Raw genomic sequence first — 19693 nt, 5'->3', positions numbered from 1 at the left:
AGCTTCATCACCGTTTCACGCACGGCGAGAGCAGTCTGCATCAGCTTGGTTGAGATACGTCCGGCAAACTCGTCCTGAAAGAACGACATGGACTGACGGATCAGATAGCGATGCATCAGCCAACGCACACGCATCGGATAGTTGCCGAGCAACGTCTGGTGAATAAGCAGCGAGTGGATGAGAACCACGCCCGGCAAACCGACCAGAACGACGCCCGCGATCAGCGCAAGTCGCCAGCCTTCATTGCTCAGGAATGTCTCACGCGACTGGTGCGAAAGCCAGTCGACGATATTGCCCATGAAGGCAAAAAGCGACACTTCGATAATAGCGATCAGTGTCGTGAAAATTGCCATGCCGATAATCCATGGCCATGCGCCACGGGTGTAATAAAGGCAAAAGGCTACCAGCCCGCGCGGAGGCTCGCGCGGCGGTTCTTCGGGATAAGCTTCGAGTCGTTTTTCAAACCATTTGAACATGGCGATCCTTTTACGGGCACCTTGCAAAATTTCCAAGTCGGAACAGGAACAAAAAGGGAATATTTTCGTGATGCGAGAATGATTTTATTCTTGCAGGCACCATCCCGCGAATTGATGTGTTGACGTGTGCGACACACCCAATCTGAACACTTGCAGCCATCGGATTTGTGAGCTACCCGCCTTATATGGATCTGCGTATCGCCCTTTACCAGCCCGACATTCCCGGCAACACGGGAACCATTCTGCGCATGGCCGCCTGCCTCGGCTTCGCGGTGGACCTGATCGAGCCTGCAGGCTTCGACGTTTCCGACAGATCATTGAAACGCGCAGGCATGGATTATCTCGAACAGGCCGCCCTCACCCGCCATGCGGACTGGGAGCATTTCAACGATTGGCGCAGCCAGGCAGGCAAGCGCCTCGTGTTGCTGTCGACCAAGGCCGCAATCCCCTATACGAAATACGCGTTTCAGGAAAATGACATCCTGTTGTTCGGGCGGGAGTCCGCAGGTGTCCCTGACAGCATTCAGGACATCGCGGATGCGCGACTGATTATCCCCATGGTGCCGGGTGCCAGATCCCTCAATCTTGCGGTTTCTGTTGCGATCACGGCAGGCGAAGCTCTGCGCCAGCAAAATTTAAAAAGCGATTCCGTTTCAACCGCATAGACGGACAAACGGAATCAGTTCCCGAAGCAGATTTAATATTCAGTCAGAAAAGGTTCTTCTCCGATGAAGCCATCGTTCCGCACTTCTGTTCTTACGGCCTCGCTTCTGGCAACCGCAGTTGCCGCTCCTGCATTTGCACAGACTGCTGAAACCATTTCGCCAAAGGTCATGGTCATCACCATGTTCGGTGAGGAAGCAAAGCCTTGGCTGGAAGGTGAAAAGTTCACGCAGAAGCTGAAGCTTGCGGGCTTGAGCCCTGAATATCCTGAAATCGATTGTACGGCTGAAGGCCTCTGCCACATGACCACGGCCATGGGTTTTGCCAATGCAGCCAGTGCGGTCTCGGCAATGGCGCTGAGCGACAAGCTTGATCTGAGCCACACCTATTTCCTCATCGCCGGTATCGCAGGCGTTGATCCAAAGCATGGCACACTCGGTTCTGCGCATTGGGCAAAATACGCAATCGACGCCAACCTCAACCATCGCATTGATATCCGCGAAGCACCTGAAGGCTGGGCGACCGACTTCTTCGGCCTCGGCGCTGAAAAGCCGGGTGAAAAGCCAAAATGGGCTGCTGGTACGGAAGTGTTCGAACTCAATGGCAAGCTTGCCGATTACGCTCTTAAAACAACCAAGGGCGTTGAACTTCTCGACAGCGACGATGCCAAGGAATATCGCAAGCATTACACGGAAGAAGCAGCCACCAGCGCGCCTCAGGTCACAATCTGCGATACCGCATCGGGCGACACATACTGGCACGGCACCAAGCTCGGCGAAGCCATGGAACAGTGGGCAAAGCTCCTGACCGATGGCAAAGCGAACTACTGCACGTCACAGATGGAAGACAATGCAACGCTGACCTCGCTCAAGCGCGCAGCCGATGCAGGCAAGCTCGATTATGACCGTATTGCGCTGCTGCGTACGTCTTCCAACTTCGACCGTCAGGGCAAAGACCAGACGGCGGCAGAATCCCTTGCTGCGAAGTCGGGCGGTTTCCCTCTGGCAACGACCAATGCCTATCGCGTTGGCAAGGCATATGCTGACAGCATCATCAAGGATTGGAAGTCGTGGGAGCAGGCCCCTCAGACGGAAGCGAAATAACGCTGTAACGCTATAACGACTCAGAAATGAAAACGCCCTTCGGCAAAACCGGAGGGCGTTTTCACAAATGCCTGATTTGAATCTGGTTTCAATGGCTTAAAGCGTCTCGTTGACTCAGATCTCTAATCCGATGTCGGCAGACGACGCATCGTAAACTCGATGACATCATCAGGCCGTTCACACCAGCTTTCGATTTCAGTCCAATAGGCAGCCTTGGGGAAAGCCTCAAACCATTCCCGCGCTTTATCGCGTGCGGCCTGTCGCGGTAGGGTGAATGTCTCGCGGACAAACCCGTCGCGTGGCATACGGCTCTTCTTGGCACGACCTTTTTCTAGCTGCTTGCGCAAGCCTTCAAGTGGTGGGCGGGGCGAAGATGCGGTCATGCAATTGCCTCCCGAAACAAGGGAAAACTCGAAACTTCCAATCCCTTGGAAGCTTAAGATAGGGAAGCAACGACTTCATGACGAGTCTTTTCTTGGGGAGAGGAATTCGCACCCGCAAGCCGCGCACTCTTCGCGCTTTGCCAGACTGCAGGACTTTGCTAAGTCAAGAAGATAGACGTTTGAATTTTTGCGGCCTTTCGGTCGCTCGGTACATTGCGTGAGAGGATATCCAAAATGCAGCGCGACGAAATTCCGGCAATCATCCCGCAAGATATCGAAGAGAAAAAGCAAGCCGCCCAGAACTGGTTTGAAGAACTGCGCGACCGTATCTGCTCGAGCTTTGAACAGCTCGAAGACGATTTGCAGGGCCAGCTTTCCGATCAGGAGCCAGGACGCTTTGTTCGCACCCCATGGCAGAAGGATGAAGGCAACGGTGGTGGCGGTGTCATGTCCATCATGCATGGCCGTGTCTTTGAAAAAGTCGGCGTGCATGTCTCGACCGTCTATGGCGAATTTTCTCCTGAGTTCCGCAAGCAGATACCGGGCGCCGAGGAAGACCCACGCTATTGGGCAAGCGGCATTTCACTGATCGCGCATCCGCAGAACCCGAATGTGCCAGCCGTCCACATGAACACCCGCATGGTCGTGACCACACGCCAATGGTTCGGTGGTGGCGCTGACCTTACGCCCGTTCTCGATGACCGCCGCACACAGGAAGATCCGGACACCCTCGCCTTCCACAAGGCGTTCCGCTTCATCTGTGAAAAGCATAAGGACATTGTCGATTATCAGCGTCTGAAAGAATGGTGCGACGAATATTTCTACCTGCCACACCGCAATGAAGCCCGCGGCATCGGTGGCATCTTCTATGACTGGCTGCATTCAACCGAAGAACAGGGCGGCTGGGATAAGGATTTCGCTTTTACCCGCGATGTCGGTCGTGGTTTCTCGGTGGTCTACCCGCATCTCGTGCGCCAGAACTTCAACAAGGAATGGACACCAGAACAGCGCGAGGAACAGCTGATCCGTCGCGGACGCTATGTCGAATTCAACCTGCTTTATGATCGCGGTACGATCTTTGGTCTCAAGACCGGCGGCAATGTGAATTCCATTCTGTCGTCGATGCCACCCGTAGTGAAGTGGCCGTAACAGATAGTATGAACCAAACAAAAGGGCGGGAATTTCCCGCCCTTTCTTTATGCATCAAATGCTGAGTGATAGGTCACTTTGCCTTTCGGCATTTCACCCTCAATCACAAGGCATTGGAAATACTCAGCCGGAACACCGTCAAGTGTTAGCCTTTCATCGGCTTTAAAACCAAACCGTTGATAATAGCCCGGGTCACCGAGCAGCACGCAACCTTTGGCGCCCACTTCATGCAAGCACGTTAGACCTTGCCGGATGAGCGCATTGCCAATGCCCTCACCCTGCCTGTCCGGCCGCACTGAGACGGGGCCAAGCCCGTACCAACCACAATCAACACCATTGATGAGAACCGGCGAGAATGCCACATGCCCGACAAGAGCCTCTCTCTCTTCGGCAACCAGTGATAAGGTCAAGGCCGATGCCGAACGAAGAGCGTCGACAATTGCCGCCTCTTTCTGGTTGCTATAGGGCACCGTACGAAAGGCCTCATTCGTCAAATGCCGGATTGAGGAAATATCCTTCAGTTGTTCCTTGCGGATATGCATCATGCACTCCTCATCGATTGTTGGCTTGCGCCCGGACGTTGATGCGTCCTTTGAGCGAGATGAGATACGCACTTCCTGCACGCGATTCGATCAGCCGTTTTCGTCGCAATTGCTGGAAAACAACCATCGTGCAATCGGAAAGCAGATAGCCTTCACGCGTATAGCATTCGATTTCGCAGATGCGTCCGTCTTCGCGCAGATGGCGAATGTAGCCGCCCTGCGCCAGCACGTGAAGCACGCGCTGTTCAATACGTGAGATATTCATTGTTGTTATGCCTGGATGGAAACCATGACAAGCATCAGCGCACGCGGACAGCCAATACCTGTCCACGGCCAATGCCATTTCCGTCCCTGAACATCTGCGCTCTACTTAAGGCGCAGCAATCGTTCGGAACGATCAGAGGCTTCCTACAATCTCCGGCATCAACAATTCCTTCTGGAGCACACTCGAAAAGTATGCGGCCCACTCATTTGGGGCACAAACAACTGGAGGGCTGAAAAGCCCTCCAGAAGATTATTTAAAAGCGGCGAGGCTTGAAGTCAAATCCTCAGGCTTTTGGCTGGTTGCGAAGCTGTTCAGCTTGCGCATAGAACTTCTTTTCCCACTCATTGTGGTTATCCAGCCCTTCCTTGATGAAGGGCGTGAAGATCGCGAGATTCATCAGTGCCCAGTTCACAAAACGGGCAGGGAATTTCAGTGGCTTCACAAAATCAACGAACAGCACTACGCGCGTATGCTCGGTGTGGTTCCATGCTTCATGCTCATAAGCATCGTCGAAAATCAGAACCTTGCCTTCCTGCCAGTGGCAAACCTGCTTATCCACGCGGATCGCAAGCTTATCGGCAGGTTCCGGCACGATCATGCCCATATGCAGACGCAGCACGCCATTATAAGGGCCGCGATGCGGTGGCAGATGCTTGCCCGGCTCGAAGATCGAGAACATGGCGGTCGTCAGCCCCGGAATATGCTGCACCGCATTCCATGTGTTGGGACAGGCTTTAATGTTCTGCTCCGACTTCACACCAAAGCCCAGCAGGAAGAATGTCTTCCAATGATTATCTGTCGATATCGTCTTCACGTCGGACGAAATATCCTGAAACGAAGGAAGCTCGCTCTGACGCAGCAGAACCTTTTCAAGTTCCTTGCGAATAGCCGGATAGGCCTTCTCAACCTCTGCTGCCCATGGGAACGTGGCATTGTCATAAACAGGCGGATTGCCGAGCTTCGCATATTTCAGATTAAGGCTCTCTGCCCAGGCAACAATCCCCATGAAGAAGCGCGTTACAGCACCTGGACGCTCCATCGGCGCGATACCGCTGGTGCCAAAATTCTGCTTGGGATCTGAGCTGGCATTCTGCGAAGTTGATGTATCAGGATTGGACATGCCAAGACGCTTTCAAAACAAAACTAAAAACATTCGATCATAAGTTAATGAAACTATGGCTGAATTTTGCAAGCTATCAGCCGTTCATTTTATTGCGATCAAGTTTGTCCAGAAGCGCTTCGCGGTCAAGACTAAAACCGGAGTCAATCCATAGAGTTTCGAGATCACGCAGTGCTTCACCAAGCCCCGGCCCCTTCTCGACACCAAGCGACAGAAGGTCTCCGCCAGTCACTGGAAAGACCAGCGGTTCATATTTCTCAACCGCATCCAGAAGACGTGAATATCCGCCAGCGCGGATCATCGCTTCATCACTGGCAGCCGCTTCCTGTCGAGCAGACGCATAGGCAAGACGAATACGGTCCGCGACTGCCTGCGAACTGCCGCGATAGATGAGCTTCTTCAATGCCTGTTCAGACGTTTCCGACTTGATGGCATCGGCCCGCGCCCATGCTTCAAGACGAGCGCGCTCGGCATTCGACATTTTCAGCCGCTTGCCAAGTTCTGTCATACGGGCAGCATCGGGTGGCACAATGCTCTCAAGACGTAAAAGCGCATCCACCTGCCAGTCGAGATCAGTTTCTGCACGAACGAGGCCGTGAATGGCATCAATGCCCCATTTCTCGCTTTCAGGCAGAATGATATTCAGCACACCCGATTGCCGCATCCACAGCATCGCACGAGAAGGATCAGGCGCAGATAGCAGCTTCTTGAGCTCCGACCAGACGCGCTCGGCTGAAAGCTGGTTCAACCCGTCTTTCAAACGAGCGCTCGCCCGCAATCCGTTGGCCTCGGGCCGACCCGAACCATACCAGGCAAAGAAGCGGAAAAAGCGCAGAATGCGCAAATAATCCTCGCGGATACGTTCTTCAGCATCGCCAATAAAACGCAGCGTCTTAGTTTCAATATCGGCGAGACCGCCGACATAATCGATCACATCGCCATCAGCAGTCGCATAAAGCGCATTGATGGTGAAATCACGCCGCTCGGCATCCGTCTTCCAGTCGGTGCCAAAAGCAACCTTGGCGTGGCGACCGTTGGTCTCAATATCCTTGCGCAAGGTCGTGACTTCAAAAGGCTGCCCCTGCACCACAACGGTAATCGTGCCATGCTCAATCCCGGTCGGCACCGGCTTGAAGCCAGCTTCCTTGGCAAGCCGAACCGTTTCTTCCGGCAAATGCGTGGTCGCCAGATCGACATCGCTGACTTTCGTGCCAAGCAGGGTATTGCGAACTGCACCGCCCACCACACGTACCTCGCCACCATCGCGGTTGAGTGCCGCAAACAGCGCCTGTAACGGCTTGGAGCGAAGCCAGTTGGCCCGATCTGAAATATTCACTGTATCGCTCAACGGTAGAGCCTTTCATAAAGTCCGCGAATAATGCCTGCGGTCACGCCCCAGATGAATCGCTCGTGATAAGGCATCGCGTAATAAAAGCGTTCCGTGCCATTGAACAGCCTGCTTTCGCGCCGGTGATTGTCCGGGTTCATCAGAAAGGACAACGGCACTTCAAAAATATCCGCAACCTCATCAGGGTTCGGATGCACATCGAAAGGTGTGTTGACGACCGCCAGAACCGGCGTAATCGAAAAGCCGCTACCGGTGAGATAACGCGGCAGACTGCCGAGAATTTCGGCGCGTTCCGACACAAGGCCAATCTCTTCATTGGCTTCGCGCAAAGCGGCATTTTCCGCCGTCCCATCCTCCGGGTCGATTGCACCGCCCGGGAAAGCGATCTGACCCGAATGTTTACGCAAAGTGTCCGTGCGACGCGTCAGCAAAAGGGTTGCTTCCGAACCGCGATCAACCACCGGCACGAGCACGGCGGCATCGCGCATCTTCGCCGTCACCATGGCTTGTGTGAAATCCGGATTAAGCGAATGATCGCCGGTCAGATCATCTTGATCAGGCTGCCAGTGGCGAACACGCTCAGCAAAATCACCGGCCGAAAATCGGGTGTTTAGATGCAATGCACGGTCCATCATTTCAGCGAAGCCTCAAGAGCTTCCGCTGGCATGATAGGGAAAACTGTGCCGCCAGAGCGTATTGCAAACATCACAACGCCATTCACTTCGATTTCTTCGCCCAATGCCACAAGATCATACATAACTGAACGCCCAACCAGCGCCTCAAGCCGTCCACGCACGTTGATATAGGGCTTCAACCCACCGCTTTCATCCTCAACGACAAAGCGCAATGGATGCTCGGCGTCGGCGTCAACCACATCGCCAACATTGGTGCGGAAGGTCAATTTCTGATCGTCACCTTCACCTGAAACCTGCATTTCAACGGCTATGAAATGCGCGTCTTCGACACTGATTTCAATCTTCTCCACCGGCGTTACGAGATAGGTTTTACCGTCTTCATCCTTGCGCAACACGGTTGAAAACAAGCGCACCAGCTGTTTACGCCCGATAGGCGTGCCCATGTAAAACCATGTTCCATCGGCCTTGATGTCGATATCAAGCGCGCCACAAAATTCCGGATTCCAGCGCTCTACCGGCGGAATTCCACGTTCTTTCGTAGCCGGTCCGCTTTGCGCGTCCGCATGAGCGCGTGCAATCAGGGCCTCCAGTCCGCCCATTCCTTCAGTGCCCGGCTTTGCGCTTTGCGGCGTTTCATTGCCTTCAGGGGTGCTTTTTGTCATCCGACTCGGTTATCCCTGTCTGAATGTGAATTTAACTCGTAGAGCGCATCCCGAAAAGTGCGAAGCGGTTTTCGGAGCAAGATGCGCGTAAAAACAAATTGATAGAGCATTTCCAATGACTCAATCAAAACAGGAAATGCTCTAAAGTCATGAAATAGTCACCGTTTCACGGCTTGTCAGTATATATAGTGATTTAACCGATCACATGCAGGTGCGGATATTTTTGCGAGGTTCTTATGAGTGTTGTTGTTACGCCCGAAGCCGTCAACCCCGATCAGATCGTCGCCGAAGCTGAACGTGCACTTGCAGATATTGCGCGGATCAAGGAAAGCATCGGCACCGTTATCTTCGGACAGGAAAGCGTTATTGAGCGCACGCTCGTAGCGGTTCTGGCTGGCGGTCATGCTCTGCTTGTCGGCTTACCCGGCCTTGCAAAAACCAAGCTGGTCGAAACACTGGGAACGGTGCTTGGCCTTTCGGGCCAGCGCATCCAGTTCACGCCCGACCTGATGCCATCCGACATCATCGGTTCGGAAGTGATGGAGCAGGATGCCGATGGTCGCCGTTCTTTCCGTTACCTCAAAGGTCCGATCTTCGCACAGCTTCTGATGGCCGACGAAATCAACCGTGCTTCGCCGCGCACGCAATCAGCCCTTTTGCAGGCCATGCAGGAATACCACGTCACGGTCGCCGGTCAGCGTTATGATCTGCCTGCGCCCTTTCATGTGCTTGCAACACAAAACCCGCTGGAACAGGAAGGCACCTATCCGCTGCCAGAAGCCCAGCTCGACCGCTTCCTCATGCAGATCGATATTCTCTATCCGGAACTCGACGCCGAACGTCGTATTCTTCTGGAAACCACCGGCGTTGCGGAAGCAAAGGCCTATGAAATTCTCGATGCCGAGCGTCTGCGTCAGATGCAGGCGCTGGTGCGCCGTATGCCTGTTTCTGAAAGTGTGGTGGATGCAATTCTCAAGCTGGTTCGTTCGGCGCGACCTGACGCTGATAATGAACATGCGAAAAAGCATATTGCCTGGGGCCCGGGCCCGCGTGCCAGTCAGGCGCTGATGCTCTGCGCCCGTGCGCGCGCACTTTACGAAGGCCGCCTTGCTCCATCTGTTGACGATGTCAAAGCGCTGGCCGAGCCTGTTCTTCAACACCGCATGGCGCTCAATTTCGCAGCGCGCGCCGATGGTATGCATGTCCGTGATGTCATTGCCAATCTGGTGAAGGCAGCAGCCTGATGGCGGTTGGCGCACAGGTTTCAGCTACAGACCGCAAGGATACGCTCGCTCGTGCTCGGGCGCGAGCTGCAAGCATTCCCGATCTGCTGGTCGAGGCCCGGCGCGTCGTCAACACCGTCATGAATGGCTGGCACGGACGGCGCAAACGCGGCCCCGGAGAAAACTTCTGGCAGTTCCGCCCTTATGTTGAAGGCGATGCACTTGCACGCATCGACTGGCGACGTTCGGCCCGCGACGACCATACCTATGTTCGCGACCGGGAATGGGAATCAGCCCATACGGTCTGGCTGTGGTGCGATTTCTCGCCATCCATGCTCTATCGCTCCAATCTGACGCCGATCTCCAAGGAAGCACGCGCGTTGGTCCTGACGCTGGCTATGGCCGAGCTTCTCTCAAGATCAGGCGAACGCATCGCCTTTCCGGCCCTGCTGCCACCTTTCTCCGCCCGCAATGGTGCCGAACGCCTTGCAGGAGCCCTGATGGGTTCAATGATGCATGAAGCATCCGAAAGCGCTTTGCCGGACATCAACCAGATCCGCCGGTTTTCCGAAGTGGTACTTGTTTCAGACTTTCTGCATCCGTTCGATGAACTGACCGATTTACTCGATCAGCTTGCACGTCGCGGCGTCCGCGCGCATCTTGTCGAAGTGGCAGACCCTGCAGAAGAAACATTCCCCTATGCGGGACGTACAGAGTTTCGCGACCCTGAGACGGGCAGCACCATTGTTGCCGGTCGCGCCGAAACCTATGCAGAGGACTACCGACGCTTATATATCGCGCGCCGGGAAACATTATCTGATTTCTGCAAACGACTTGGCTGGAGCTATACGGTGCATCGTACAGATCGACCAGCGACCGAAGCGCTATCACGATTGCATAGTTCTTTAAGCGCGTCCTCTCTTAGTGGAGCACGCGCATGAATTTTCTGCCTCTCGCCTTTGGATCACCGCTGATCCTCGCAGGCCTTCTCGCCTTGCCGGTTATCTGGTGGCTGCTGCGTATGACGCCACCGCGCCCGCAGGAAGAAAGCTTCCCGCCTTTGCGTATTCTGGCGCAAGTTTTCAAACGCGAGGAAGTGCCGTCAAAAAGCCCCTGGTGGATGACGCTGCTACGCCTGCTGATCGCAGCACTGGTTATTCTGGCTCTGGCCTCTCCTGTCTGGAACCCGCGTGCCACCGCGATTGCAGGCGATGAGCCACTTGCAATCATGATCGATAACGGTTGGGCCTCGGCTGAAGACTGGTCGCAACGTGTGGCTGCTGCGGAAAAACTCATTTCCGATGCAGATGAAACCAACACGCAGATTTATATTATCGGCACCGCAGAACCTGCCAATGCTGCAATCGGACCTTATGATCGTACTGGAGCAACCGAACGTTTGCAGGCGTTGCAGGCACGCCCATTTCCTGTAGACCGCAAAGCCGCAACTGAACGCCTCTTTTCAGCCCTGCCTGAAGGCATAAAAATTCGCCTCGCTTTCCTGAATGACGGCCTTGCCAGCGAGAACGACGCCGAAAGCTTCAGCGCGCTCGACAAGACCGGCCATCTGGGTTCGATCCTCTGGTATAGGGCGAGCCTCGGTCGCACCTTTGCCCTCACCGGCATCGACAACAAAGCCGACAGTCTGGATGCGATTGCAATCCGTCCGGAAGGGGTGCAGGCACCGCGTTCGTTGACTGCCGCAGCTTATGACGACAAGGGACGCCGCATTGCCGAAGCACCACTTACCTTTGCGCTCGGCAGCGTCGAGGGTACAGCGCGTTTCAATCTGCCGGTGGAATTGCGCAATGATTTCCGCCTGATCCGCGTTGATGGCGTTGAACAGGCAGGCGCAACCCATCTGATCGATGCCGGTTCAGAGCGCCGTACCATTGGGCTTCTTGCAAGTGGTGATGGCGATCTCGCCCAGCCACTGCTGTCACCGCTGCATTATATTTCGCGCGCCCTTTCCCCTTACGCAAATCTGGTTGAGCCGCGCTCTGCCGACCTTCTGCAATCCGTACCGGAATTGCTCGATGGCAAGCCTTCCCTGCTCATCATGGCCGACATCGGTACGATGCCGCAGCCGGTCATCGAACAGCTTTCAAAATGGGTGGAAGATGGCGGCACACTTGTGCGTTTTGCGGGTCCACGCCTTGCCGGTGCAAATGACAACGATCCGCTGCTTCCGGTTAAACTGCGCAAAGGCGAACGTGCTTTGGGTGGTACGCTGTCATGGTCGGAACCGCAGAAACTCCGTACCTTTCCGCAGCAAGGCCCATTTGCTGGTCTGACTATTCCCGACGATGTGAATGTCTCGCGACAGGTGCTGGCTGAACCGTCTTTTGATCTGAATGACAAGACCTATGCCGTGCTTCAGGACGGAACTCCACTCGTAACAGGCGAAAAACGCGGACGCGGAAATATCGTGTTGTTCCATATTTCGCCTGACGCAACATGGTCGACGCTGCCTATTTCCGGCTCATTTGTCGACATGCTTCGCCGCATCGTCTCATTGTCCAACCGCGCAGGCGGACAGGACAATCAGGACGCAGTTTCGCTGCCGCCGTTCCAGCTTCTTTCTGCTTCTGGAGCCCTTGTGCCGCCGACATCGGAGGCCAAGCCTTTGATCGTTGAGAAAAACAAGCAGGCCAGTGTCAGCATCAACACGCCGCCCGGTTTCTACGGCAATGAGGATGGCTTGAAAGCACTCAATATTTTTGATGGCAGCAATATCAAATTGCACCCAATCGAGCAGCCAACATTTTCCACAGGCGTCACCGAAGCATCCTACACGTCGGATGAATCGATCTCGCTCGCAGGACCATTTCTTGGCTTCGCAGCTATGCTTTTGGCACTCGATACATTGTTGATGCTCTGGCTGCGCGGCGCCTTCCGTCGTCGCATGAAGACACGGGCCAAGGCTGCAAGCATCGCCCTGCTATTGGCAGGTGGACTGGCATTCAGTTTTGCCCCCTCAACTGTCAATCATGCACGAGCCCAAGAGCGACAACAAACCCACGACGACAGCAAACCCGGCGATGAAGCGATCATCAACTCGGTTTCGCAAACCCACCTTGCCTATATCATCACCGGCAATGCCGAGACCGACGATATCAGCAAGGCAGGTCTGCGTGGCCTTACCTTCGCTCTCAACGACAAGACTGCGCTTGAGCCGGGCGATCCGATTGGCGTTGATCCTGCCAAGGATGAACTGGCTTTCTATCCGTTGATTTACTGGCCGATTGATCCAAATGCGGCCATGCCAAGCGCTGAGGCCATCGCCAAGGTCGATGCCTATATGCAGCAGGGCGGAACAGTGCTTTTCGATACCCGCGACCAGCTTCAGGCAGGCGCAAGCCTTGATGCATCTGCGTCACCTGCAAATCAGCGGCTACGGGCGATCCTCGACAACATGAACGTGCCACCTCTGGAACCCGTTCCGGACGACCATGTCCTGACCAAGTCCTTCTTCATCATGCCAGATTTTCCAGGTCGTTATGAGGGAAGCCCGCTCTGGGTCGAAGCCACCACACCCAACAATGCCACACAGGATCGCCCCGTTCGCACCGGCGATGGTGTGACACCAATCATGATCACCGCAAATGACTTTGCGGGCGCATGGGCAGTCGATGAACAGGGCAATCCTCTGTTGCCAACCGTTCCGAACGATCCAATGCAGCGCATCTATGCCATCCGTGGCGGTGTCAATATTGTGATGTATATGCTCACCGGCAATTACAAATCCGATCAGGTCCACGTCCCGGCCCTGCTTGAAAGGCTGGGGAATTAAGGCATGTTTCGGAAAAGTGAAAACCGGCTTTCCGGTAAAACATATGCGGAAAGGAGATCGGCATGAATGTTGAATTCGAACCGTTCCTCTCTCTGCCTTGGCTCATTGGTATTCTCGTGCCATTGGCGCTTCTCATTTTGGCAACTATTGCGCTTCGTATGCGTGGCGGTCTTATTCGTCTGGCTGCCGCAGCCGCTCTCGCACTGGCCCTGTTCAATCCGGTCATCATCAATGAAGAGCGTGAACCGTTAAAGAGTGTCGTGGCTGTCGTGGTTGATCGCAGCCAGAGCCAGGAGCTGGGCGAACGCAGCAGCGATACGGATGCCGCACTGAAAGCCGTTCAGGATCAGTTGTCAGCAATGCCGCAGTTTGAAACGCGCGTAGTTGAAGCTGGCAAGCCTGATGACAATGAAGACGGTTATGCAACGCGCCTGTTTGGTCCGCTTGCACGCACACTTCTCGACGTACCGCCGTCGCGTGTAGCTGGCGCGATCATGATCACCGATGGTCAGATCCATGATATTCCGGCCAATGAAAATGCACTTGGCTTCGATGCACCGGTCCATGGTCTTATCACCGGAAAGCCCGACGAATTCGACCGTCGGATCAAATTCAACAAGGCGCCGCGCTATGGCATCAGCGGTAAGCCGCTGGAAATGTCCTTTACGGTGATGGACGAAGGCAAAAGCCTCGGAAATCCCGCACAGGTTCAGATCAGTGTTAATGGCGAAGTCGTCAGCGAAGAAGAAGCGCAGGTTGGACAGGAAACAACGACCAGCATCAACCTGCCCCGCGCTGGCGTGAATATCGTCGAGATAACAACGCCTACACTTCCGGGCGAAGTGACGGACGCCAATAACCGCGCAGTCGCAACCATTGACGGCATTCGCGAAAACCTGCGCGTGCTTCTGGTTTCCGGCGAGCCGCATAATGGCGAACGCACTTGGCGCAATCTTCTGAAATCCGACGCCGCTGTGGATCTCGTCCATTTCACGATTCTGCGTCCGCCTGAAAAACAGGACGGAACGCCGATCAACGAGCTGTCACTGATTGCCTTTCCGACGCGCGAACTCTTTGTCGACAAGGTCAACGAGTTCGATCTCATCATTCTTGATCGCTACCAGCACCGCGATGTGCTGCCACTGCTCTATTACGATTATATCGCTCAATATGTGGAGAATGGCGGCGCATTGCTGATTGCAGCTGGTCCGGAATATGCAGGCGATATGTCGATTGCCCGCACGCCGCTTTATAGCGCGCTACCAGCCATGCCGACCGGCACGATCACCGAGAAGGCTTTCTATCCGCGACTGACCGACCTTGGCAAACGCCATCCAGTCACGCGCGGTCTTGATGGAGCCGAACAGGAGCCGCCGCATTGGAGCCGCTGGTTCCGCACCATCGATATCGGTCAGCCGCAAGGCGAAACCGTGATGAGCGGTGCCGACAACAAGCCGCTACTGGTACTCAATCGCGTTGGCAAAGGTCGCGTTGGCATGTTCCTTTCTGATCAGGGCTGGCTTTGGGCGCGTGGTTTTGAAGGTGGAGGCCCATACGCCTCGCTTTATCGCCGCATCGCACATTGGCTAATGCAGGAACCGGAACTGGAAGAAGAAGCACTGACCGCAAGCGGCAACGGCCGCACCCTCTCAATCCGGCGTCAGACGATGGGCGATAATCCGGGCATTGCCACCGTCACATCACCATCCGGCAAGCAATTGCAGGTTAATCTTGCACAGGGAAAACCTGGCCTGTTCGAGGGTTCGCTGCAAACCGATGAAATTGGCATTTTCCGTGTGAAGAATGGCGATCTGGAAACACTTGCGCATGTCGGCCCTGTCGATGCGCCGGAATTTGCAGACAGCATTTCGACAGCTGATCGCCTGAAGCCACTGGCCGATGCAACGGGTGGCTCAGTTCACCGCGTTCATGAAAGTGCCGATAGTTCGGTTCAGGTGCCAGCAATCACCGCCGTTGCAGCCAATCGTACAGCCGCAGGCAATGACTGGATCGGCCTGCGTGAAACGACGGATACACAGCTGAAAAGCGTCAATCGTCTGCCACTGTTTTCAGGATTGTTTGCACTGGCCGCCCTGCTCTTTGTCTTCGGCGGCATGTGGTATCGCGAAGGGCGGTAAACCGCCCCTCGCTTCCCCTCTTTTTAACTTTTAAACTCTGCTTGCGTGACGCACTATGCCGGTTGCGCCGTTCAGCGCATTGGGCGCAAGCTCACAGGCGAGCATCCTGCGCGGATCAACTGGCGCTGGCATGATCATCGAACCCGGCTGGACCATCTTGAAGCCAAAAGGCGCATAATAAGGCTCGTCACCCACCAGAACGATTAGCTTGTGACCGGCATTCTGAGCCGCCTCGATCGACATCCGCATCAAGGTGCCACCGATGCCGCGCTTCTTCCATTCCGGCCTTACAGCGAGCGGTCCGAGCAGCAAAGCCGGTTTCTTGCCAACCATAACAGGCGTCTGCCGGACTGATCCGACAACGATGCCACCCATCAGTGCGACGAAGGACAGGTTCAGATCGTGAGGGCCACCTTCACGAATGAAATGCGCTGCTTTGGTAAAACGGGCAGGACCGAAAGCCTCGGCATTGATGGCTTCGATTTCGATGTCGTGCGCCGGGTTTTCCTGCGCGTATGTCAGTTCAAGCTGCTGCATGGGGCTTTGATCGCAATAGGAGATGTCGGTGACCGTTCGATGGTCAATGGAATGCATACCGCGCATTTTACGCAGTCCAGATTTCATCGTCGGAGGATGAAAAGCATTTCCATTACACGGCTCTCCTGATTGGTCGGAATTATCCAACCGCAATTTGGAAGCTGCGTATCACCAAAATGATCACAGGTAAAACAAAATCTTTCAAAACGGCGGTTCAAATTTAGCTTTTTGGCACCGTTACGCACTGTTCACGCGTTGATAGGCTGTCAAACGGCAGTTTTGCGGCTATTTTCCTTATCAAAAGGAGAAATCACATGGGACTTCTGGTTGACGGCAAATGGCAGGATGTCTGGTATGACACGAAAGCCACCAAAGGCCGTTTCGAGCGTTCAAAATCGCAGTTCAGAAACTGGGTCACAGCAGATGGAAGCGCAGGCCCGACTGGCGAAGGCGGCTTCAAGGCCGAGCCCGGCCGCTATCACCTCTATGTCTCCTACGCCTGCCCATGGGCACACCGCACGCTGATATTCCGTGCATTGAAGAAGCTTGAAGATGTGATTTACATCTCGGTTGTCGATTATCTCATGGTCGAAGAAGGCTGGACCTTCTACGGCACAACCGGCAGTACGGGTGACGCTCTCTACGGCTCTAAACGCCTGCATGAGATTTATACCCGCGCCGATCCAACCTATTCCGGTCGCGTAACCGTACCGGTTCTTTGGGACAAGCAGCGCGAGACGATTGTTTCAAATGAGTCATCTGAGATTATCAGAATGCTCAATTCGGCTTTCGATGCGTTCGGCGATGCGTCGCTTGATCTTTATCCGGAAGCCCTGCGCGGCGAGATCGACGCACTCAATGAGTTTGTCTATCCAAACATCAATAATGGTGTTTACCGGGCTGGCTTTGCGACCTCACAGGAAGCCTATGAGGAAGCCTTCGGACAGGTCTTCGCAGCGCTCGATACGCTGGAGGAAAAACTTTCAAAGAACCGCTATCTGGCAGGCTCCAGCCTGACAGAAGCCGATTGGCGGCTGTTCACCACGCTGTTGCGTTTTGATCCGGTCTATGTTGGGCATTTTAAATGCAACCTGCGGCGCATCGCCGATTATCCGAACCTGTGGAATTACACGAAAGAGCTTTATCAGGTGCCGGGCGTGGCTTCGACCGTCAATATGGAACACATCAAGGGCCATTATTATTGCAGCCACAAGACGATCAACCCAACAGGCATTGTTCCGCTTGGACCGGAAATCGACTTCTCAGCACCACATGACCGGGACCGTCTCAGCAACTGAGCTTTTCCTACAACAGTCCCATCAGAACATCCTTACTTTCTAAAATCTTGAGCGCCTCTTTGATCCTGATCAATGGGGCGCTTTGCTGTGCGGTCCAGAGTGCGCGCATCACTACCCCAGACTACCGGGATCAGGACTGTTAGACCAAGACTTTTAGGAGAGACTGATGAACCGCTTTGCCAAAGGGCTTCTCGCCGCAACCGCACTGACATTCGCAGCACCTGCAGCTTTTGCTGCTGATGCGATTGTTGCGCAGCCAGCAACCGAGATCGTTGCCGTGCCACAGACCTTGTCGCCATGGCAGATCCGCGTGCGTGCGCTTGGCGTTATTGCCGAGAATAAAGGTTATGTGAACGGCGTCGATGGCTCTGGTCTTGATTACTCGAAGTCGATCACGCCAGAACTCGACATCACCTACTACTTCACTGACAATCTGGCCGCTGAACTCATCCTCGGCACCACTTATGCCAATATCAATGGCACTGGTTCGATTGAAGGTCTGGGCAAAGTCGGCAAGGTATGGATGCTGCCTCCAACGCTCACCATGCAGTACCACTTCACCAACTTCGGTGCTTTCAAGCCTTATGTCGGTGCGGGCGTGAACTACACCATCTTCTACAATCAGGATGCAGCCGGCGTTGACTATCTCAAGGTCAAGAACACGTTTGGCGGCGCGCTTCAGGTCGGCTTCGACTACATGATCGATGAACATTGGGGTATCAACTTCGATGTGAAGAAGCTGTTCCTCGAACCCAAGTTTGACGCGACTCTGGCTGGTGGCACACAGGTTAGCGGTAAGGCCAAGCTTAACCCTTGGCTGATCGGTACGGGTATCACCTACCGCTTCTAATATCTGAATATAAGGGCGCGAAAGCGCCCTTCCTTTTACCAGTTTGGTAGCGGATCAAGATCGTGAAGCGCTTCCTGCAGGCGGCGCTTGGTTGAAGGCGTCGTCCCGTCAGGCAGGTTATCGAGCGGGAAGAAACCAGCTTCCGCTATTTCCCTGTCTCGCTGTTTCGGCTCTGTCTGCTCAAACGCCCGACAGACATAAAGCGCCACATGATCCCGCTTTGAGGCATGAGCATTTTTGTAAAGCGCGAAAAGCTCGGGCCTTCCGGTGAGGAAAATATTACCTTCCTCACGCAATTCCTTTTCAAGAGCCTGTCCGAATGTCTCGCCACTATCCACGCCACCGCCCGGCAATTGCCAGCCGGGTACGTAAGTATGCTTCACCAGAAAAACTGAATTTTTCTGCTCATCAAGTACAATTGCCCTTACCCCGAGGGTCATCGGGCGTCGTAATAGAAAATAGGTATGAAATAAAAAATGGCGGAAGCGCATACCGTCGATCCTGAACAAATTTCTTTGCAGCATCATTGCTACAGGCACATCAATAAAAAGTCGCTAAACACGGTTTCGATTTAAAAAATAATACAGTACACCGACTATATGTTTCGCCTCGCCCATATTTCCGACATCCACCTGTCACCTCTGCCCCGCATTCGCTATCGCGAATTGGCGTCGAAACGTATCACAGGTTACATCAACTGGCTGCGTAATCGTAAAAACGCCATGCACGGCACAGTGCTGGACAGTCTGATTGCCGATATGCTGGCACAAAAGCCTGATCATATCTCAGTCACGGGCGATCTGGTGAACCTTGCCCTCAATCTGGAAATCGACATCGCCCATGACTGGCTGTTGAAGCTTGGCAATCCGGATAACGTATCTGTCGTCCCCGGCAATCATGATGCTTATGTTCCCGGTGCGCTGGATAAATCCTGCCGCAAATGGGAGCCATGGATGCGTGGCGATGGCGTCAACAATGAAGGCAAGCGGCCTCAGTTTCCTTATATGCGCGAACGCGGGCCGGTAGCGATAATCGGCGTCTCGTCTGCACGCGCGACGGCTCCCTTCATGGCCAGTGGTGACTTTAAATCCGCACAGGCCAAACGTTTGGCCTTAGCACTAGATGAAGCGGGTGCACGCGGACTTTTCCGTGTGGTGATGATCCACCATCCGCCGATCCACGGCGCAACGCCCACGCATAAGCGGCTTTACGGTATTCGCAGATTTCAGAAAGTTATTCGCAAGCATGGTGCCGAGCTGGTCATTCATGGCCACACGCATCTGGCAACGCGCTACGATATTGACGGGCTGAACGGAAAAGTGCCGGTTATCTGCGTGCCATCTGCCAGCCAGAATTTCGGCGGGCATAAGCCGCCTGCACGCTACAACATCTTCAACATCGACCGGAAGCCGGAAGGCGGCTGGCTATGCCAGTGGGAACAGCACGGCATTGAAGATGAAAGCGAAAGAATAATCGAACTCAGCCGGCAAGAGCTGAAAATTCCATAG

The 19693-nt window shown here is 54.5% G+C and carries 19 protein-coding genes and 1 pseudogene; 10 read left to right on the top strand and 10 right to left on the bottom strand.

Translation table 11 applies throughout. The features are described from left to right. Positions 1-476: pseudogene (locus RT142_RS21540) on the bottom strand (ABC transporter ATP-binding protein); the annotation flags it as partial. 185 nt (positions 477-661) lie between these two features. Between RT142_RS21540 and RT142_RS21535 the strand changes: the two are divergent. Together RT142_RS21535 and RT142_RS21530 are read left to right on the top strand one after the other, a co-directional pair. After that, positions 662-1141: a tRNA (cytidine(34)-2'-O)-methyltransferase gene (locus tag RT142_RS21535; RefSeq protein ID WP_113160070.1), complete on the top strand. Its 480-nt coding sequence runs from the start codon at positions 662-664 to the stop codon at positions 1139-1141. A gap of 63 nt (positions 1142-1204) precedes the next feature. Next, entirely contained in the window at positions 1205-2242 is a 1038-nt protein-coding gene (locus tag RT142_RS21530; RefSeq protein ID WP_113160071.1) for a purine-nucleoside phosphorylase, read from the top strand. Positions 2243-2364: 122 nt separating this feature from the next. Here the strand turns inward: RT142_RS21530 and RT142_RS21525 are convergent, their stop codons facing one another. Beyond that, positions 2365-2625 carry a hypothetical protein gene (locus RT142_RS21525; protein WP_007876038.1) on the bottom strand — a complete coding sequence of 87 codons (261 nt, stop codon included), beginning with the start codon at positions 2623-2625 and terminating at the stop codon, positions 2365-2367. 234 nt (positions 2626-2859) lie between these two features. Between RT142_RS21525 and hemF the strand changes: the two genes are divergently transcribed. Further along, positions 2860-3774 (top strand): oxygen-dependent coproporphyrinogen oxidase, encoded by a 915-nt coding sequence (gene hemF / locus RT142_RS21520; RefSeq protein ID WP_313031377.1) that lies wholly within the window; start codon positions 2860-2862, stop codon positions 3772-3774. A 47-nt stretch (positions 3775-3821) separates the two neighbouring features. Here hemF and RT142_RS21515 read toward each other — a convergent pair whose 3' ends face one another. The 6 genes from RT142_RS21515 to RT142_RS21490 form a co-directional block, all read right to left on the bottom strand. Then, the gene (locus RT142_RS21515; protein ID WP_313031403.1) at positions 3822-4316 is read right to left on the bottom strand and encodes an N-acetyltransferase; all 495 of its coding nucleotides are present in this window, start codon (positions 4314-4316) and stop codon (positions 3822-3824) included. 10 nt (positions 4317-4326) lie between these two features. Then, a complete protein-coding gene (locus RT142_RS21510; RefSeq protein WP_313031374.1) occupies positions 4327-4581 on the bottom strand; it encodes a YjhX family toxin in 255 nt (84 codons plus the stop codon). Positions 4582-4864: 283 nt separating this feature from the next. Beyond that, positions 4865-5701, bottom strand: coding sequence for an aspartyl/asparaginyl beta-hydroxylase domain-containing protein (locus RT142_RS21505; RefSeq protein WP_079212142.1), 837 nt, complete (start codon positions 5699-5701; stop codon positions 4865-4867). 76 nt (positions 5702-5777) lie between these two features. Continuing rightward, positions 5778-7049, bottom strand: coding sequence for a CCA tRNA nucleotidyltransferase (locus RT142_RS21500; RefSeq protein WP_313031372.1), 1272 nt, complete (start codon positions 7047-7049; stop codon positions 5778-5780). Then, positions 7046-7681, bottom strand: coding sequence for a CoA pyrophosphatase (locus RT142_RS21495; protein WP_039860001.1), 636 nt, complete (start codon positions 7679-7681; stop codon positions 7046-7048). Before RT142_RS21495 ends, RT142_RS21500 begins: the two co-directional genes overlap by 4 nt. Continuing rightward, positions 7681-8346 (bottom strand): DUF1285 domain-containing protein, encoded by a 666-nt coding sequence (locus tag RT142_RS21490; protein WP_007876046.1) that lies wholly within the window; start codon positions 8344-8346, stop codon positions 7681-7683. The genes RT142_RS21495 and RT142_RS21490 overlap by 1 nt, the downstream gene beginning before the upstream one ends. 236 nt (positions 8347-8582) lie before the next feature. Here RT142_RS21490 and RT142_RS21485 point away from each other — a divergent pair, with 236 nt between their 5' ends. From RT142_RS21485 to RT142_RS21470, 4 genes are all read left to right on the top strand, one after another. Beyond that, positions 8583-9590, top strand: coding sequence for a MoxR family ATPase (locus tag RT142_RS21485; protein ID WP_313031368.1), 1008 nt, complete (start codon positions 8583-8585; stop codon positions 9588-9590). After that, on the top strand, positions 9590-10510 hold the full coding sequence (locus RT142_RS21480; RefSeq protein ID WP_313031365.1) for a DUF58 domain-containing protein: 921 nt from the start codon (positions 9590-9592) through the stop codon (positions 10508-10510). The genes RT142_RS21485 and RT142_RS21480 overlap by 1 nt, the downstream gene beginning before the upstream one ends. Next, positions 10507-13362 (top strand): DUF4159 domain-containing protein, encoded by a 2856-nt coding sequence (locus tag RT142_RS21475; protein WP_313031362.1) that lies wholly within the window; start codon positions 10507-10509, stop codon positions 13360-13362. Before RT142_RS21480 ends, RT142_RS21475 begins: the two co-directional genes overlap by 4 nt. Positions 13363-13424: 62 nt before the next feature. Continuing rightward, on the top strand, positions 13425-15500 hold the full coding sequence (locus RT142_RS21470; RefSeq protein ID WP_313031360.1) for a hypothetical protein: 2076 nt from the start codon (positions 13425-13427) through the stop codon (positions 15498-15500). A 30-nt stretch (positions 15501-15530) separates the two neighbouring features. On the opposite strand, the gene RT142_RS21465 is transcribed toward RT142_RS21470, so the two are convergent. Then, the gene (locus RT142_RS21465) at positions 15531-16037 is read right to left on the bottom strand and encodes a GNAT family N-acetyltransferase (protein WP_285534717.1); all 507 of its coding nucleotides are present in this window, start codon (positions 16035-16037) and stop codon (positions 15531-15533) included. A gap of 314 nt (positions 16038-16351) precedes the next feature. Here RT142_RS21465 and RT142_RS21460 point away from each other — a divergent pair, with 314 nt between their 5' ends. Further along, complete coding sequence (locus tag RT142_RS21460) at positions 16352-17335, top strand: glutathione S-transferase family protein (RefSeq protein WP_313031357.1); 984 nt, start codon at positions 16352-16354, stop codon at positions 17333-17335. A 166-nt stretch (positions 17336-17501) separates the two neighbouring features. Then, entirely contained in the window at positions 17502-18185 is a 684-nt protein-coding gene (locus RT142_RS21455; protein ID WP_112805586.1) for an OmpW/AlkL family protein, read from the top strand. 35 nt (positions 18186-18220) lie between these two features. On the opposite strand, the gene RT142_RS21450 is transcribed toward RT142_RS21455, so the two are convergent. Further along, on the bottom strand, positions 18221-18676 hold the full coding sequence (locus tag RT142_RS21450; protein ID WP_079212149.1) for an NUDIX domain-containing protein: 456 nt from the start codon (positions 18674-18676) through the stop codon (positions 18221-18223). A gap of 108 nt (positions 18677-18784) precedes the next feature. On the opposite strand from RT142_RS21450, the gene RT142_RS21445 reads away from it, so the two are divergent. Continuing rightward, the gene (locus tag RT142_RS21445; protein WP_313031354.1) at positions 18785-19693 is read left to right on the top strand and encodes a metallophosphoesterase; all 909 of its coding nucleotides are present in this window, start codon (positions 18785-18787) and stop codon (positions 19691-19693) included.

The sequence above is a fragment of the Brucella sp. genome, from assembly GCF_032066345.1.
Classification (GTDB): domain Bacteria; phylum Pseudomonadota; class Alphaproteobacteria; order Rhizobiales; family Rhizobiaceae; genus Brucella; species Brucella pseudogrignonensis.
Note: the sequence above shows the minus strand (reverse complement) of the source record. Positions and strands in the feature narration are given on the sequence as shown.

Excerpts from the sequence above, each read along its gene's own strand:
- RT142_RS21535 (WP_113160070.1), top strand. The coding sequence starts at position 662 with ATGGATCTGCGTATCGCCCTTTACCAGCCCGACATTCCCGGCAACACG.
- RT142_RS21530 (WP_113160071.1), top strand. The coding sequence starts at position 1,205 with ATGAAGCCATCGTTCCGCACTTCTGTTCTTACGGCCTCGCTTCTGGCA.
- RT142_RS21525 (WP_007876038.1), bottom strand. The coding sequence starts at position 2,625 with ATGACCGCATCTTCGCCCCGCCCACCACTTGAAGGCTTGCGCAAGCAG.
- hemF (WP_313031377.1), top strand. The coding sequence starts at position 2,860 with ATGCAGCGCGACGAAATTCCGGCAATCATCCCGCAAGATATCGAAGAG.
- RT142_RS21515 (WP_313031403.1), bottom strand. The coding sequence starts at position 4,316 with ATGCATATCCGCAAGGAACAACTGAAGGATATTTCCTCAATCCGGCAT.
- RT142_RS21510 (WP_313031374.1), bottom strand. The coding sequence starts at position 4,581 with ATGAATATCTCACGTATTGAACAGCGCGTGCTTCACGTGCTGGCGCAG.
- RT142_RS21505 (WP_079212142.1), bottom strand. The coding sequence starts at position 5,701 with ATGTCCAATCCTGATACATCAACTTCGCAGAATGCCAGCTCAGATCCC.
- RT142_RS21495 (WP_039860001.1), bottom strand. The coding sequence starts at position 7,681 with ATGGACCGTGCATTGCATCTAAACACCCGATTTTCGGCCGGTGATTTT.
- RT142_RS21490 (WP_007876046.1), bottom strand. The coding sequence starts at position 8,346 with ATGACAAAAAGCACCCCTGAAGGCAATGAAACGCCGCAAAGCGCAAAG.
- RT142_RS21485 (WP_313031368.1), top strand. The coding sequence starts at position 8,583 with ATGAGTGTTGTTGTTACGCCCGAAGCCGTCAACCCCGATCAGATCGTC.
- RT142_RS21480 (WP_313031365.1), top strand. The coding sequence starts at position 9,590 with ATGGCGGTTGGCGCACAGGTTTCAGCTACAGACCGCAAGGATACGCTC.
- RT142_RS21475 (WP_313031362.1), top strand. The coding sequence starts at position 10,507 with ATGAATTTTCTGCCTCTCGCCTTTGGATCACCGCTGATCCTCGCAGGC.
- RT142_RS21470 (WP_313031360.1), top strand. The coding sequence starts at position 13,425 with ATGAATGTTGAATTCGAACCGTTCCTCTCTCTGCCTTGGCTCATTGGT.
- RT142_RS21465 (WP_285534717.1), bottom strand. The coding sequence starts at position 16,037 with ATGCAGCAGCTTGAACTGACATACGCGCAGGAAAACCCGGCGCACGAC.
- RT142_RS21460 (WP_313031357.1), top strand. The coding sequence starts at position 16,352 with ATGGGACTTCTGGTTGACGGCAAATGGCAGGATGTCTGGTATGACACG.
- RT142_RS21455 (WP_112805586.1), top strand. The coding sequence starts at position 17,502 with ATGAACCGCTTTGCCAAAGGGCTTCTCGCCGCAACCGCACTGACATTC.
- RT142_RS21450 (WP_079212149.1), bottom strand. The coding sequence starts at position 18,676 with ATGCGCTTCCGCCATTTTTTATTTCATACCTATTTTCTATTACGACGC.
- RT142_RS21445 (WP_313031354.1), top strand. The coding sequence starts at position 18,785 with ATGTTTCGCCTCGCCCATATTTCCGACATCCACCTGTCACCTCTGCCC.